The 15,574-nt window shown below is 39.4% G+C and carries 20 protein-coding genes; 2 read left to right on the top strand and 18 right to left on the bottom strand.

The window, feature by feature from the left end; genetic code table 11:
- Positions 1 to 15 precede the first annotated feature (15 nt).
- From SAY88_RS05940 to panB, 4 genes are all read right to left on the bottom strand, one after another.
- A complete protein-coding gene (locus tag SAY88_RS05940) occupies positions 16 to 999 on the bottom strand; it encodes a tetratricopeptide repeat protein (RefSeq protein WP_332630160.1) in 984 nt (327 codons plus the stop codon).
- 64 nt (positions 1,000 to 1,063) lie between these two features.
- Positions 1,064 to 1,447 carry an aspartate 1-decarboxylase gene (gene panD, locus SAY88_RS05935; protein WP_332630158.1) on the bottom strand — a complete coding sequence of 128 codons (384 nt, stop codon included), beginning with the start codon at positions 1,445 to 1,447 and terminating at the stop codon, positions 1,064 to 1,066.
- Positions 1,448 to 2,305, bottom strand: coding sequence for a pantoate--beta-alanine ligase (gene panC, locus SAY88_RS05930; RefSeq protein WP_332630156.1), 858 nt, complete (start codon positions 2,303 to 2,305; stop codon positions 1,448 to 1,450).
- Entirely contained in the window at positions 2,302 to 3,141 is an 840-nt protein-coding gene (gene panB, locus SAY88_RS05925; RefSeq protein ID WP_332630155.1) for a 3-methyl-2-oxobutanoate hydroxymethyltransferase, read from the bottom strand. Before panB ends, panC begins: the two co-directional genes overlap by 4 nt.
- A gap of 33 nt (positions 3,142 to 3,174) precedes the next feature.
- On the opposite strand from panB, the gene SAY88_RS05920 reads away from it, so the two are divergent.
- A complete protein-coding gene (locus SAY88_RS05920; protein WP_332630153.1) occupies positions 3,175 to 3,312 on the top strand; it encodes a hypothetical protein in 138 nt (45 codons plus the stop codon).
- 108 nt (positions 3,313 to 3,420) lie between these two features.
- Here the strand turns inward: SAY88_RS05920 and SAY88_RS05915 are convergent, their stop codons facing one another.
- Genes SAY88_RS05915 through SAY88_RS05885 form a run of 7 tightly spaced genes read right to left on the bottom strand, consistent with a single transcriptional unit; the run spans position 3,421 to position 8,965 of the window.
- Entirely contained in the window at positions 3,421 to 4,401 is a 981-nt protein-coding gene (locus SAY88_RS05915; RefSeq protein WP_332630152.1) for a biotin--[acetyl-CoA-carboxylase] ligase, read from the bottom strand.
- Positions 4,398 to 5,537, bottom strand: a complete 1,140-nt coding sequence (locus tag SAY88_RS05910) for a CCA tRNA nucleotidyltransferase (RefSeq protein ID WP_332630150.1) — start codon at positions 5,535 to 5,537, stop codon at positions 4,398 to 4,400. The genes SAY88_RS05915 and SAY88_RS05910 overlap by 4 nt, the downstream gene beginning before the upstream one ends.
- A 21-nt stretch (positions 5,538 to 5,558) precedes the next feature.
- On the bottom strand, positions 5,559 to 6,689 hold the full coding sequence (gene bshA, locus SAY88_RS05905; protein WP_332630148.1) for an N-acetyl-alpha-D-glucosaminyl L-malate synthase BshA: 1,131 nt from the start codon (positions 6,687 to 6,689) through the stop codon (positions 5,559 to 5,561).
- Positions 6,679 to 7,404, bottom strand: coding sequence for a bacillithiol biosynthesis deacetylase BshB1 (gene bshB1, locus SAY88_RS05900; protein ID WP_332630147.1), 726 nt, complete (start codon positions 7,402 to 7,404; stop codon positions 6,679 to 6,681). Before bshB1 ends, bshA begins: the two co-directional genes overlap by 11 nt.
- Complete coding sequence (locus tag SAY88_RS05895; protein ID WP_332630145.1) at positions 7,397 to 7,807, bottom strand: methylglyoxal synthase; 411 nt, start codon at positions 7,805 to 7,807, stop codon at positions 7,397 to 7,399. Before SAY88_RS05895 ends, bshB1 begins: the two co-directional genes overlap by 8 nt.
- A 32-nt stretch (positions 7,808 to 7,839) precedes the next feature.
- Positions 7,840 to 8,640, bottom strand: a complete 801-nt coding sequence (dapB, locus tag SAY88_RS05890) for a 4-hydroxy-tetrahydrodipicolinate reductase (RefSeq protein ID WP_332630143.1) — start codon at positions 8,638 to 8,640, stop codon at positions 7,840 to 7,842.
- A complete protein-coding gene (locus tag SAY88_RS05885; protein ID WP_431308843.1) occupies positions 8,633 to 8,965 on the bottom strand; it encodes a nucleotide pyrophosphohydrolase in 333 nt (110 codons plus the stop codon). The genes dapB and SAY88_RS05885 overlap by 8 nt, the downstream gene beginning before the upstream one ends.
- 247 nt (positions 8,966 to 9,212) lie before the next feature.
- Here SAY88_RS05885 and SAY88_RS05880 point away from each other — a divergent pair, with 247 nt between their 5' ends.
- Positions 9,213 to 10,085 carry a YitT family protein gene (locus SAY88_RS05880; RefSeq protein ID WP_332630139.1) on the top strand — a complete coding sequence of 291 codons (873 nt, stop codon included), beginning with the start codon at positions 9,213 to 9,215 and terminating at the stop codon, positions 10,083 to 10,085.
- Between the two features lie 205 nt (positions 10,086 to 10,290).
- Here the strand turns inward: SAY88_RS05880 and SAY88_RS05875 are convergent, their stop codons facing one another.
- The 7 genes from SAY88_RS05875 to SAY88_RS05845 form a co-directional block, all read right to left on the bottom strand.
- Positions 10,291 to 10,968, bottom strand: coding sequence for a zinc metallopeptidase (locus tag SAY88_RS05875; RefSeq protein WP_332630137.1), 678 nt, complete (start codon positions 10,966 to 10,968; stop codon positions 10,291 to 10,293).
- A 121-nt stretch (positions 10,969 to 11,089) separates the two neighbouring features.
- Complete coding sequence (ypjB, locus tag SAY88_RS05870) at positions 11,090 to 11,878, bottom strand: sporulation protein YpjB (RefSeq protein WP_332630135.1); 789 nt, start codon at positions 11,876 to 11,878, stop codon at positions 11,090 to 11,092.
- A 74-nt stretch (positions 11,879 to 11,952) separates the two neighbouring features.
- Positions 11,953 to 12,552 (bottom strand): lipoprotein heptaprenylglyceryl N-acetyltransferase LhaT, encoded by a 600-nt coding sequence (gene lhaT / locus SAY88_RS05865; RefSeq protein ID WP_332630133.1) that lies wholly within the window; start codon positions 12,550 to 12,552, stop codon positions 11,953 to 11,955.
- 67 nt (positions 12,553 to 12,619) lie between these two features.
- The gene (locus tag SAY88_RS05860; protein WP_332630131.1) at positions 12,620 to 13,402 is read right to left on the bottom strand and encodes a menaquinol-cytochrome c reductase cytochrome b/c subunit; all 783 of its coding nucleotides are present in this window, start codon (positions 13,400 to 13,402) and stop codon (positions 12,620 to 12,622) included.
- Between the two features lie 57 nt (positions 13,403 to 13,459).
- A complete protein-coding gene (gene qcrB, locus SAY88_RS05855; RefSeq protein ID WP_034628475.1) occupies positions 13,460 to 14,131 on the bottom strand; it encodes a menaquinol-cytochrome c reductase cytochrome b subunit in 672 nt (223 codons plus the stop codon).
- Positions 14,132 to 14,146: 15 nt separating this feature from the next.
- Entirely contained in the window at positions 14,147 to 14,641 is a 495-nt protein-coding gene (locus SAY88_RS05850) for a Rieske (2Fe-2S) protein (RefSeq protein ID WP_332630128.1), read from the bottom strand.
- 301 nt (positions 14,642 to 14,942) lie between these two features.
- Positions 14,943 to 15,404: a YpiF family protein gene (locus SAY88_RS05845; protein ID WP_332630126.1), complete on the bottom strand. Its 462-nt coding sequence runs from the start codon at positions 15,402 to 15,404 to the stop codon at positions 14,943 to 14,945.
- Positions 15,405 to 15,574: the final 170 nt, after the last annotated feature.

Below are 15,574 nucleotides of genomic sequence, written 5' to 3'. Positions count from 1 at the left end.
TCGTTCTATAAAACCCTAATCAACAAGTTGCAGTTCCGAAATTTCGGGCCAACTTTTTTGCAGCCAATTAAGCGAGTAAGTAATGTTTTTATTATTTGGGTCTACACGCATTGCTTCGTGGAATGTTCTTATTGCATTGGTTTTATCGTCTAATAATGCATAATTCCATGCTAGACCATGTAAAACGTTTACTGAACCTAAATGCTTTTCTTGCACCCGTTTGTAGCAATGGATAGCAGCTTGATGATAGCCATGCCATTCACAAACGTATGCAAGAGCAAGTAAGGACTCTTCAGAATCCAAAAGTGAAATGCTCGTTGTCCAAGACGTCCAGGCTTCATCTAGGCTCCCATCTTGCCACTGACAACACCCTAAAAAAAAGAATGCTTCTCCATCATCAGGAACTTGTTTAATATAGGATAAGAAATATTGTTTTGCTATATGAAATACTTCATTATAAAAGTAACAGATACCTAAATTATACACGACATCAAGAGATGAAGTAAGGTCATTTGCTTTCTCAAATGATACGATGGCATCATCTAGACGTTCTTCCCTCGTTTGAACGCAACCTAATCCTACATGTGCAAAGTGCTTAAGAGCAGGGTAAATACTCACTTGTATTATATATATAAATGCTTCTTTTGCTTCTTCTAGTTGCTCTGAAAATAAGTATGCAAACCCTAAATAAAGCCGTCGCAACTCATCATTTGGTCCATTTACTGACTCTTTTTTTAACGTACGGGCTGCTTGCTCAAACATCTCCAGTTCATAAAATGTTGTGCCTTTTGAAGTATAAGAAAAGGACGGCTCTCTTTCCTTTTTAGGATCTTTTAACTCATTTATCTTTTCATCAAGTTCTGTCCATTTATCTAAAAGCGTTCCTGCTGCTTCTTCTAAATATTTTAATTGATTTTCTTGTTCTGCTTCAGACATGAATGTCCATTTTTTTTCTATGTTTTCATATATGGCATTCCAGGATGTAATCCAATCATTCAAAAAAAACCCCTCCTCTCGATGGTTATACTTAAAGTGTTTATCGAAGAGGAGGGGAATATTCGAATTATAAGACGGTAGAAGCTGGCTCCTTGTCTAACATTTGAACAATTTGATTGTTCTCATTCATAATTGCTACTTTTGGCTCGTGGTCTTTTACTTTCTCTTCTGCCACTTGTGCATAAGAAATGACAATAATGACATCTCCTTCATGAACAAGTCTTGCAGCAGCACCATTTAAACAAAACACATTGCTGCCTCGTGGACCTTTGATCACATACGTTTCAAATCTTTGCCCATTGTTATTATTTACAATTTGCACTTTTTCATTTTCTAAAATATCAACTGCATCCATGATGTCTTCATCAATCGTAATACTGCCTACATAATTTAAGTTTGATTCCGTTACACGTGCACGGTGAATTTTTGACTTCATCATCGTACGATACATTTACTTTTCCCCCTCCTGTATATCTACTATATAATTATCAATTAACCGCGCGTTCTTATAGAAGTAAGCAACGGCAAGGATTACTTTGCCACTAAGTTGTTCCGATTGTTCTAGACTTGGGTAATGAAGGATATCTACATAATCAATCCTGCCAGATCCTGTTTCAAGGCGCTTCTCTAGCTCAGCTCGAATGAAAGAATGACTTGTTTCACCAGAGCGGACCAAATTGGCTCCTGCCTTTAAAGCTTCATAAAGAAACGGCGCTTCAGCTCTTTCCTCTTTCGTTAAATAAACATTTCTTGAACTCTTTGCTAAACCATCCTCTTCACGAACCGTTGGACATCCACGGATGTTTACAGGTACATTAAATGCTTCAACCATGTTCATAATAATAGCTAGTTGCTGCGCATCTTTTTGTCCAAAATAAGCCTCGTTCGGTTGTACAATTTGTAGTAACTTCATAACAACCGTTGCGACACCGTCAAAATGACCAGGTCGACTCGCGCCACAAAGAACATCTACACCACTTGTAACATGAATCGACATTGGCATATTTGTAGGATACATTTCGTGAACAGAAGGATAAAAAATAACATCTACGTCGGCTTTTTGGGCGATTTTCTCATCCCTTTGAAAATCCCTTGGATACCGATCCAAATCTTCATTTGGTCCAAACTGAAGTGGGTTTACAAAAATACTCAAAACAACAAAATCATGGTCTTTCCTTGCTGCTTCAATTAAACTCACATGACCTTCATGTAAGTAACCCATAGTTGGAACAAATCCGATTGATAAGCCAGTTTGTTTTGCAGCTATTACTTCATCTCGTACAGCATCAATTGTCTGAACTACTTTCACTTGCTCACGCCTCCGTACAAACCTGATAGCGCCTCTTCACTCATTGTGAATGAATGTTCTTTAGCAGGAAATTTCTGTTCTTTAACTTCTTGCACATATGACCTTAATGCCTGCTCAATTATTGGTGATACATTCGCATAGTTCTTAACAAACTTAGGTACGTGAACATCCCCATACCCAAGAATATCATGGTAAACAAGAACTTGGCCATCCGTATCAACACCGGCCCCGATCCCAATAATTGGAATATTGCACTTTTCCGACAACATCTCACCTACTTGCTCAGGGACACATTCAACGACAATAGCAAAAGCACCAGCCTCTTCTAACGCTTTAGCATCTGCTAGCAGTTTTCTTGCTGATTCAGGGTCTTTCCCTTGCACTCGATATCCACCTAATACACCTACCGATTGGGGAGTCAATCCTAAATGGCCCATTACAGGAACGCCTGCTTCTGTCAGTTTCGCAACTGTTTCAATGACTGGCCCTGCACCCTCAAGTTTAACGGCACTCGCACCACCTTCTTGGAGTAACCGTTTCGCATGGGTAAATGTATCCTGTAAACTAGCGTGATACGTCAAAAATGGCATATCTGTAACGATGAATGTATTTTGTGCTCCTCGTCTTGCTGCCTTCGTGTGAAGGACCATGTCGTCAATTGTTACTGGTACAGTTGAATCATAACCAAGAACGACCATTCCAAGAGAATCCCCAACAAGGATCATATCCATTCCTGATTGTTCTACAAGACGTGCAGCTGGTGCATCATAGGCAGTCATCATCGTAATTTTTTCTTTCATTTGTTTCATCTTCATAAAACTAGCTGTTGTTTTCATATTGTTTTCCTCCTTTTTTACGAGGAGGGCTTCATGACGTCAAATAAAAAAAGAGCTGATCCTCCAATCAAATACACAGTTATGTGTCAATCGACAGGAGGGCAGACCCTTTTTACACGCATTCTAAAACAATTTGCATGGCACAAACTGTTTGCTGACGTTATGTTATGAACCCCTCTGTCCTAGTCCTTATGGATCAAGGCAGACCCGCTATCATTGTACTTTATCGGTGCAGTTCCTATTGGATACCGCCCATTCCTAAAAAAGTATAACAGATTTTTATTCTTGTTGGGAAGCAATTTCAATATCAGCTGAATAAATTTTATGTTCTTGACCTTGTTCGTCTTCTAGAAGAAGAACACCGTCATTCGTTATTCCTTTGGCATAACCATAAATAACCTCACGCATCGTCCGGGCGTAAATATAGGTGCCTATACTGAGCGAATAAGCTTCCCACAGCGATCTTATTGTTGTAAATCCCTCTTTCAGATACAAATCATAAAGTTGCTCAAATTCATTTAGAACCGCTGAAATAACTAGAGCGCGATCGACTGATTCGTCTTTCTCAATCGCTAAAGATGTCGCAAGCTCTCGTACCGCTGGATCGAAGTCAGCTGACCGTTGATTAACATTCATGCCAATGCCAATAATGACCGAATGTACCCGATCAGGGTCTGCTTGCATTTCAGTTAATATCCCAACGAGCTTTCTCCCTTTTAAAAGGATATCGTTAGGCCACTTTATATCACACTGAATCCCCGTTATGTTTTTAATCGCTCGAACAACGGCAACAGCTGTTAACAAAGTAAGCTGCGGAGTTTTTTGCGGAGGTAAATCCGGACGCAGGATTATACTCATAGATACACTCGTGCCCTTTCTCGAATACCAATCACGACCAAGTCTCCCTTTTCCAGCTGTTTGTTCATTAGCAATAACAACATGGCCTTCGGGAGCACCTTCCTGTGCTAATTTATGGGCTGTATATTGAGTTGAGTTTGTCGTATCAAAATAGGTTAGTTCTTGCCCTAATCGTGTTGTGGATAACCCCACTTTAATTTCATGAGGATGGATTCCATCGCCTTTACTAACTAATCGATATCCTTTTCTAGGAGCTGATTCAAGTTGATAACCGTTCTTTCTAAGTTCATCAATATGTTTCCATATCGCCGTTCGTGAACAGCCTAATTGCTGACTAATCATTTCGCCAGAAACAAACTCTCCTTGATGCTCGGCAAATATTTTAAGAAGTTTTTCCTTCAAAGCTTATCCCTCCTCTCGAGTAAAGTGTTCAAAAGATCTTCCTTGTTATTACGATATTGACCAGTAACAACTAACTGTTCTGCTAGCGTAAGAGCTTCTTTCACCCAAGGTCCTTGTGGCTTTTCTAATGAATGGATAACATCTATTCCAGATATCGCAAGCTCTGATTTATGGCGAATCGGTAGTGCTTCCCACAGTTCTTGCAATTGATCAATAGACTGACTCTCTTTGTTTCCTAAAAGCCGTAACGTTTCAACATCACATGCTACTTGGATTGAAGCATAATAAAGATCAAGCCGACCCCATTGCTGATGGTTTCGTTTTTCATAATAAGTTAGTCGTTCACGTATCTTTTTTGATTGTTCGTTTGACAATGCAAGGTTTCTCAAAAATGGTTCATCAACCTTATCTAAACAAAGACAGAATGCCGTTAGACAAAGTGTGTCTGAGGAATGTGTTAACGATCGAAAATGAGCTAATTGCTCTAATGCATGTTCTGTAAGCATTAGTCCTGGAATTGACTTGAACAACTGTGTCGTCTTTATCATTCGTAGAGCTTGATTACGATGTTTCCCTTTTAATAACTTAATCCATTCCTTCATAACTCGTTCAACAGCAACCTTTTTCAACAAGTCATGTTGAGCCGTAATGACAGTCATTAGTTCAAGATCTACATCAAACCCTAGCTCACTTACAAAACGAAAGACACGCAGCATTCTAAGTGGGTCTTCGGTCATGCGATCATATGGTTCAATTGACCTTAGAACATTATGTACTAAATCATTCTGTCCACTGACGAAATCAATCAGTTTGCCTTCATAGTCCATAGCCAAGCTATTTATCGTAAGGTCTCGGCACTTTACATCTTCGACTAATTTCTTTCCTCTAATCGTAGTCACTTCATAATGTTCGCCTCTATATTTGACGATCACTGTTTCGTGCAGATTGTTCATTCTATAGGTTTTCAAAAAACACTTAGACACCTCATAAGGAGTGGCTGTCGTAACAATATCAATATCAGCTAATTTACGATCTAATAGTAAATCACGGACCGCACCGCCGACAATATAGGAGTCAAACCCTTTACCTTTTAATATATGTAGAACTTCTCGTGCTTTCTTCCATTCACTTGCCAAAGCGAATTCCTCATTTCCGAATTACTCATTTAGCAATAATTGTTGATAAAGCTTCTCATACCTTGAGACAATGATTCGAGAATGAAAAATGGTTTTCACTCTTTCTATCCCACGTAAAGAAAATGCTTCATAGCTTGCAGCATCTTGTAAAAGCGAAATAGCTTTCTCAGCTACACAATCTGTATCAGCAATCTCGCAAAGATATCCTGTTTCACCATCAACTACTACTTCCGGGATTCCTCCTGTTCTTGTCCCTATAACAGGGACGCCACAAGCCATTGCTTCTAATGCAACCAGTCCAAAACTCTCCTTCTCACTTAACAGAAGCATAAGGTCACTCATCGAAAGAAGCTCGGCAATATGCTTTTGATTTCCTAAAAACAACACTTTCTCTTCTATTTGTAATTGTTTTGTTAACTGTCTAGCAACGGCAAGTTCAGGGCCGTTCCCTATTAACAACAGCTTTGATTTTACTTTAGCAGATATTTTTGCAAAACTTTTAATCACATCTGACACTCGTTTAACTGGTCGAAAATTAGAAATATGAATTAAGATCTTTTCATCCTCTTGCAGTCGGTAATGCTCCTTTAAGTCAGCAACCTCTTGTTTCATATAGACACGTTCATCGATAAAATTATAAACGGTCTCAATCGGTTTATCCGTTGAAACAAGTTCACGGGTCTGCTGCACTAAATCATCAGACACAGCTGTAACTAGATCTGATTTTTCAATCCCTAACTTTATAATGTCTTTTAAAGATGGATCGTACCCAAGTACAGTTATATCCGTGCCATGTAGAGTTGTCATAATCTTCACATCATGATCAACCATTTGCTTTGCTAAAATCGCACAGATCGCATGCGGTACTGCATAATGGACGTGGATAATATCTAGTTTTTGTCGTTTTACTACTTCGGCCATTTTGCTAGCAAGTGTTAAATCATACGGTGGATATTGGAAAACAGAGTATTGATTCACTTCGACTTCATGATAGTAAATGTTTGGATAAACACGATCTAAGCGAAACGGAACACTAGAAGTAATGAAATGAACTTCATGACCTCGTTCTGCGAGTAGTTTTCCGAGTTCAGTTGCAATAACCCCAGACCCACCAACCGTTGGGTAACAACTGATTCCTATTTTAAGACTCATAAATGCCGTTCCTTCCTTCAAGTAAGTTCGATATGACTATTGGTTTAGTTGTTTTAAACCCTTCTGCATAAGTAACCCCAGCTTCTTTTCCGAATAAACGGTCTCTTGCTTCAACAACAGGTATGTATCCATTCGTTAACGGAGTTTCTACAGAATCTGACATTTTGATAAATTGACTTTTATATGCTTGTAGCGCTTGCATTTTTGTTTCGAAAAATTGAGAGACATCTACGACAAAATCAGGATGCTCATATCCATTAATAAAATAAAAATACACATCATCAGGACGAAAGGCTTCTAATTTATCCTTACACTTATATCGCTTTATTCCAGCATTAAAGACAGCCTCTTTTACAATCTCCGTACAGGCACCATGGTCTGGATGGCGATCCACATGATAAGGTGTAAACACAATTGACGGCCTATACTTACGGATGACAGAAACAATATCGGAAAGTTGGTCTTCGCTAACGTTTCTCAAACCTCGATCGCTAAGAGTAAGTTGTATGCGGCTAGTAAGGTTTAAAATTTTCGCTGCAGCCTTTGCCTCTTCTTGCCTTTGTTCAACCGTCCCATTTGATGAATACTCGGCCTTTGTTAAGTCACAAATACCTACTTTATAGCCCTCTCTTGCATATTTAGCTAAAGTTGCACCCATCCCGATTTCAACATCATCGGGATGGGCACCAAAGGCAAGAATGTCTAGCCTATCCATTATATTCATCCTTATCAGCTTCACGCCAAGCAAAGTCACCACGGTCTAAACCTTTAATAAGTACTTCAGCTGTACCGATATTGGTTGCAAGCGGAACATTTCGAACATCACATAAGCGAATTAATGCCGTTACATCAGGCTCATGGGGCTGTGCTGTTAATGGATCGCGGAAAAACAAAATCAAATCAAACTTATTCTCTGCTACGAGAGCTCCTATTTGCTGGTCTCCTCCAAGAGGCCCTGATTTAAAACGTGTGACAAATAATTCAGTTGCTTCCATAATACGAGTCCCCGTTGTACCTGTTCCAAACAATTCATGTTTAGCTAAAATGTGCTCATATGCAGTTGCAAATTGAACCATTTCTTCTTTTTTCTTGTCATGGGCTATAAGTGCAATTCTCATCCGTATTTCTCCCCTTTTACGTAATTAGATTGTTATTCAACAATATGTTCTAATCCATAGACTAACGTATCAATTTGAAGGACAGCATCAACAGCTAATTTTACTCCAGGCATAAATGATGCACGGTCAATGGAGTCATGACGAATGGTTAACGTTTGACCGACACCCCCAAAGATCACTTCTTGATGAGCGACAAGCCCAGGCAAACGGACACTATGAATTCTCATTCCCTCAAAATCTGCCCCGCGTGCACCAGCCAATTCTTCTGTTTCATCTGGATGACCTTGAGCTTTTTGCTCCCTCGCTTCTGAAATAAGTTGAGCTGTTTTGACAGCAGTTCCTGAAGGAGCATCTAATTTACGGTCATGATGACGTTCTATGATTTCTACATCTGGCAAATATTTTGCTGCCATTTGTGAAAATTTCATCATTAAAATCGCGCCAATTGCAAAATTAGGTGCAATGATAGCACCGATTCCCTTTTCTTCAGCAGTCGTTCTAAGCTCAGTTATGTCCTCTTCTGTAAAACCTGTTGTTCCTACTACAGGGCGGACACCATTTTCAAAAGCAATTTGCATATGTTTTTTCCCAAACGTAGGCGCAGTTAAATCAATGAGGACATCTATGTCATTTTCCTCAAAGCATTGCTGCATATCTGTGTAGATAGGTACGTCAATCCCGTGAAACCCATCTAATTCACTTAGCTTCATTCCATCGTGTTTTGAATCTACAGCAGCAATAAGTGTAAATGCTTCTGTATTTGTAACCATTTTGACTGCTTCTTTTCCCATGTTTCCCCGCGGCCCCGCGACGACAATCTTAACTTCACTCATCTGAAACACCTTCTTCTTCTATTCTTGTCCAACGATCTTTATCACGTGATTCAAATTTATTCATCACGATATCAAAAGCTTCTTCTAAATCAATATGTAATGAATTAGCAAAACAGATTAAGACAAACAGAATATCACCCATTTCTTGTTCCATAGTTCGGTCTTCTTCCGTTGCCTTTTTCGGTTTTTCTCCGTAGTAATGATTCACTTCTCTTGCTAATTCCCCTACTTCTTCACTCATTCTAGCTAGCATAGCTAAAGGACTAAAATATCCTTCTTTAAATTGCCCTATGTACTGATCAACTTCGTCTTGCATTTGCTTCATTGACTTTTCATTCAACTAGACTTCACCTCACATCCTATCAATCCATGTTAGCGAATTGTTCCCAATTTGACAAATAAAAAACAATGATTTGCCGATAAATGCCAATTTTTATATAATATTCGTATTGTTCGGAGACGGCTGCCTTCAGCAAAATGTCGATTATGTAAAACAGTACCCTCTTTTTTGGGCAACCTAAACAGAAGAAGACCTTACTCCAACAATTGTATTTTATCATAAGGAGGACAAAATGGCTTATAAGGTTCATATCAAAAATATACTTTTTATTTTATTAGGTTCAGCTATCCTGTCTTTTGGTCTCGTTTATTTTAATATGGAAAACAATTTAGCTGATGGTGGGTTTACCGGGATTACACTAATCCTCTACTTTATGTTTCTCGTTAATCCAGCCATATCAAACCTTGTTCTGAACATTCCTCTCTTTTTCATAGGTTGGAAAATCCTTGGAAAGGTAACCTTTGTTTATACGATTATCGGAACTGTAGGTGTTTCAATCTTTCTTGAAATCTTCCAACGTTACACTTTGATCAATATCCCATTGCATGATGATATGACACTTGCCGCTTTATTTGCCGGTGTCTTTATCGGTGTTGGCCTTGGTATTGTTTTTAAGTATGGAGGTACGACGGGTGGAGTTGATATTATTGCAAAATTAGGATTCAAATATGTGGGCTGGAGTATGGGAAAAACGATGTTTATGTTTGACGCACTCGTTATTGCTACGTCTTTGATTTATTTAAATTATCGTGAAGCTATGTATACACTGTTAGCTGTTTTCGTTGCAGCAAAAGTGATCGATTTTATCCAACAGGGTGCTTACTCTGCAAAAGCTTCCCATATTATATCTGATAAGGTTCCAGACATTGCTCAAGCGATAATGAATGAGATGGACCGTGGGGCGACGATCCTGAAAGGGAAAGGAAGTTTCACGGGAACAGACAAAGAGATTCTCTATTGTGTTGTTGGTAGGAACGAGTTAATTCGCCTGAAAACCTTAGTCGAACGAATTGACCCACATGCATTTGTTACAGTTAATGATGTTCAAGACGTCATTGGAGAAGGGTTTACACTTGATGAAAATAAGAAACCACTACATCTATAGAAAAAGGGACTGTCCCAAAAGTCCGGAACAGAGGAGGCAATGGCTCCGTTCGCTACGTGCCGTGAGTGTGTAACCCACTCCTCTCAAGGCTTTTAAAAGATGTAGCGACTTCGCTCATTGCTTCGGGGGTGTCTCAAAAGGTCAAAAACAGATCTTTTGAGACACCCCCTATAGAAAAAAGCTTGGAGCACATGCTCCAAGCTTTTTAATCATCATTATTCATACCAATGTACATTAAGATGAATCGAACAAGTTCAAGTAATGCTACTAGAGCTCCGGCAACATATGTTAATGCTGCAGCATTTAATACTTTGCGTGTATCACGCTCTTCGTCATTACGAATTACTCCGGTTGAGACAATCTGATCCATCGCGCGGCTTGAAGCATTGAATTCAACTGGCAATGTAACTAATTGGAATAACACAGCCGCAGCCATTGCAAAGATACCTAGCAGAATAAAGTTAGAAGCACCTAACAAGATCCCTGCCAAAATTAAAAAGAACGATGCATTTGAACCAAAACTAGCTACAGGAACGAGGGCGTGACGAAAACGTAAAAACGCATAGTTTTCTGCATCTTGAATTGCGTGGCCGACTTCGTGAGCCGCTACTGCCGCACCTGCAACAGATGTTCCAAAATAGTTGTCAGTAGATAAGCGCACTACTTTTGAACGAGGGTCGTAATGATCCGTTAACATCCCTTTTGTTTCTTCTACACGAACGTCATACAAACCGTTATCATCCAAAATTTTTCTTGCGACTTGCGCTCCTGTCATACCAGAAGAAGCATGAACTTGTGAGTACTTTTTGTACGCACCCTTCACTCTCATTTGTGCCCAAATTGGGATAATGAGAAGAAGAATAAAATAAACGATAAAACCCATCGAATGTACCACCTCTGTTGTAAGATCTTATCTAATATTTTAAATTGAACATCAAACAAAGTCAAACAAAAACCCTATCATTACAGTGTTTTCAAGCAGTTCTCACAATTTTGTCACAACCTTATTCTTTCACACGAACTTTTTGTTTCTCTGCTTTGTATTTTTTATAACCTACATATGATAGGGACATTGTAATCATCCCGCCAATGGTGAACATAACCCACCATAGGGACGGGTCTGCACTATCTTCTTTCACTCTATTATACAGATTCGTCCACTCCGCTTCCATTACTTCAATATGAGAGACCACTTTATCTTTATCCAGACTTTCCGATCTCATACGTTCGAGAAACGTTACTTGAGAATCAATTTTTTGCAACTCTTGCGGTTCAATACTTATGAATAAAGCTGGGCGAATCATATCGTAATGACGTAAAAATTCATTGAAACGGTGTTGATATGCTTGGTTATCTCCGTCTTTAGCCGTTTCTTTCATAGTAGCTAACGATTGCATAACCGACTTTTCAGTGTGCAGCCAAAGTGGATGGTGCTCACTTGACAAAGCATCAACAGCTAGACGAAAGGCTGTTACTCTATAGATTCGTTGATCTATAGACATATTTGTAGCTGTAACAGCTTCAACTGCTCCCTCAAACGAGCCTGTAACTGTTCGTAACGCAGTCATCGTTATTCCTTCCTGTTGAAAGTCAACGTCTAAGAAAGTGACTGAAAAATAATCCAACAATTGCTTAGCTTCTTCAAATTGTTCTCGTTTGACTAACTGAAGGATTTGGTCTGATGTGTGATTTAGCTCTTTCCATGTATGTAGCGATGTCGATTCATCTGCTTCAATACTCATCGGAAAACTTAAAACGAGTGCGGCAACCATTGCCATGATTACTTGACGCATGTTTGTCCCTCCTTCTTCTCATAACATCCTATGAAAGAATGGACAAGAGTAGACCAAGAAAGAGAGACAAACCCTCATTGAATTTCTAATTTTAATCGATTATTTCTGACGCTTAGTAAGTAAACAACCGCAATTGAAAAGATACTAAGCCAAAAGGTAAAGTACCCAATCAAGTCGATGTCAGGCATGAGCCGAGCTGACACCCATGGGTGCATCATAAAGACATAATCGATGATATCGTTATGTAGTGTCCATAAAGCTGCGATAACAAGGTGAAGTGGCTTGATCCTAAAATAAGGAGCATATAATACTGCTTGTAACGCCATCCCCGCATGAGAAAATATCAACATATAATTTTTCCAATCAAGCGTATCCCCTGCCCATCCTGCGGCAACATTCATAACAACCGCCCAAATGCCATATTTAATAAGTGTTACCGCAGCTAACGCTTCAATAACCGGCCAATTTCTTCCCATTAAAAACGCCATTAAAACAAATACAAAAAATAAACTTGCCGTTGGACTATCAGGAACAAACAACAAAAAATGTGATGGCGTCATTGCTAGTTGACCTTGATACCATATATAACCGTAAATCGTTCCAGGAACATTAATAAGCAACAACAATATGATCACCCATTTTTGACCAAATCGTTCAAGCAATTGTTTTCCCATAGCGTTCCTACCTTTTTATGTAAATTTTGATATAAGAAAAGCTGACTGTTACAGTCAGCTTTTTCTTTTATTCATCTTCAGGTTGACCGTGAGCTGCAATGTATTCAGCAAGAATTTCAAGCTCTTCGTCTGTTCCTTCGAATAATCCAGCAGGCATCGCGCCAATACCGTTAGTAATAACTTCCATTACTTCTTCAGGAGATTTTTCTGTATCTAGAAGTGATGGGCCACCAGCTCCACCAGTCATCGTATCGCCGTGACAGCCAATACAAGAAGCATGTGCAGAGTAAATAGCATAACCTTCTGCGTCTGTATTGATGTCCGCTTCTTCTACGATTGCACCTTGCTCAGCAGCAGCTTCCCAGTCATGCTGGTCAACTGACTCCCAAGTTAAGTAAAATACAGAAATAAAACCAAGTATCATCATACTTGATGCAATCGGGCGTCTAAACGGGCGACGCTCTTTCCCTGTATCTAACCAAGGAGCAAGTAAAAGTGCACCGAATGCAAGTCCTGGAAATACGATTGTACCAATGACATTAAAGTCACCTGATGCATATTGATATTTAAGTAACTGATACAAGAATAAGAAGTACCAGTCAGGTAATGGAATATATCCAGCGTCAGTAGGGTCAGCCATACGCTCAAGCGGTGCTGGGTGAGCAACCGTAATGAGAAGGTAACCCATTAAAAATACCGCACCAACCATCCACTCTTTCAGTAGGAAGTTCGGCCAGAACGCTTCTGTCTTACCTGGATATTCCGAGTAATCCTTTGGAATATTGGGTTTGCGATTGTTTGCCTTGACACGAGAGTCACCGACAAACTTCATCCCTTTACCACGTTCCATCTCGTTCCCTCCTTTTCAATTGTCAGCTTTTTAAGCATAGTAGTAAGTTAGTAAATCTTACAAAGGTCCAGAAATACCTTGTTTACGGATCATATAGAAGTGAGCCGCAAGTAAACCAAGCAATGCTGCTGGTAAGAAGAAGACATGGATTGCAAAGAAACGAGCAAGTGTAGCAGCACCAATAATTTCACCGCCGGCAAGCAACGTTTTTGTAAATCCACCAACAATCGGTACACTTTCAGCAATTTGAAGTACAACCGCTGTTGCGAAGTATGCCTTCATATCCCAAGGTAATAAGTAACCCGTTACTCCTAATGCAAGCATAACAAAGAAAATAAGGACACCAACTACCCAGTTTAATTCACGAGGCTTCTTGTACGATCCCGTAAAGAAGACACGCAATGTGTGTAGAAACATCATAACAATAACTAAACTTGCGCCCCAGTGGTGCATACCACGAACAATCACACCGAAAGCGACTTCATTTTGTAAGTATGCTACTGATTGATAAGCGTTGACAATATCTGGTACGTAATACATTGTTAAGAACATTCCAGACAAAATCTGAATGACTGTAATAAAGAATGTTAATCCTCCGAAACAGTACACGAACGCAGAGAAGTGGTGAGCCGGGTTAACATGCTCTGGTACTTCATGATCGGCAATATCGCGCCACATTGGCGTAATATCGAGACGCTCATCAACGTAGTCGTAAATTTTTTGAAGCATCGATTACGCCCCTCCTTATGTTCGCTGATTAATTTGACCTAAGTATACTTTTCCATCTTCCACTACGACATCATAAGCGTCTAGCGGACGTTGTGGAGGTGTACCTGGAAGGTTAATCCCATCTGAGTCAAATCTTCCGAAATGACATGGACAATAGAATTCATCCGGCTCTTGCGTTCCATACGCTACCGTACAACCTAAATGCGTACATGTCGGTGATAAAGCTGTTACTGTGTTATCACGAATGTAGATGTACGCTTCACGAGTTACTTCAGATTCATACCATGCATCAACTTGCTCAAATGAGAATCTGAATTTTTGTGGCTCTTCAGTTAGTTCGTCCACATCACATACATAAATCAGATCTGACTCCGCACCAGCCTTTAGCGCAGGATCAAGCGCAAATCGAGCCATTGGCATTAACATTCCTGCTGCCATGAAGCCACCAACACCTGTAAGTGTGTATGTTAAAAATTGTCTTCGTGAAACTCTGTGGTCTTTTTCACTCACTCGTTTTCCCCCCTTACACAATAAGGTAAACCCAAAAATGGGCACAAATTAAGCACATATTATACTAGGACATACCCATGATAATACAACATGAATGAATACGCAACATTTTCCGCATTCTGGCACAAATTCGGCATAATTTTATGGGTATATGTGTGAAAAGCATCATTGACTATCATAGCAGATTATGATTTTTTATCAAAACTTGTCTATAAAAAAATCAAAAAAAGGTTATCCAAAGGTAGATTTAACCTTTTGGATAACCCCGAACCATTGTTACATAAAGACGAAAGAAATTAGCTTACTTATTTTGCCACTGATTCGTTAAAATCGGAATAAGTTGCTTCATTTGATCACTAATAACATCTTTCTTATAAGTCACATCCATATGTTCAAGAGGAATCGTTGGCATCCACAATAACATCCCATCTAATTCTCCTTCGACCGTTTTCCACTCACCGTCGGAAGTCAAGTATACAATATGGTTGATCCCTCCCGCTCGCAATTCTTCTTGCCACTCAAATAGTCTCTCAAGACGTTTGTCAAACTTCTCTGATTTCAAATAAGTAAATGATGGGAATTGAACAACTCTGCCATGAAATTGCTTTTCTACTTCACCTGTGATAATGGAAATAAACTCGCCCATCGCTACCGTTTGTTTTACTTCTTTTTGCCAGGATAACGGTATAAGCGGAATAATCGCTGTATCAACGTATTCTTTTGCTTGTAAATATGTATCCATTTCAGTTGCTTGCCATTTCATATGTACACACCTTCCACGCTCAACACACAATTTGTTAAGTTTACTTTTTTACATTCTACAGTATATAGTACCTTACTGTATGCGAAAATTAAAGTTATTAAAAGGCACGGATTTTGGTCGTTTTAAACCTTTTTAGTGCCCTCTAGGCAACGTGTGGAACCGATCCCTTT

Source organism: Halalkalibacter flavus, from assembly GCF_036663575.1.
GTDB classification, from domain to species: domain Bacteria; phylum Bacillota; class Bacilli; order Bacillales; family Bacillaceae_D; genus Halalkalibacter; species Halalkalibacter flavus.
The sequence above is the reverse complement of the archived record's forward strand: the minus strand, read 5'-3'. Positions and strand labels throughout refer to the sequence as shown.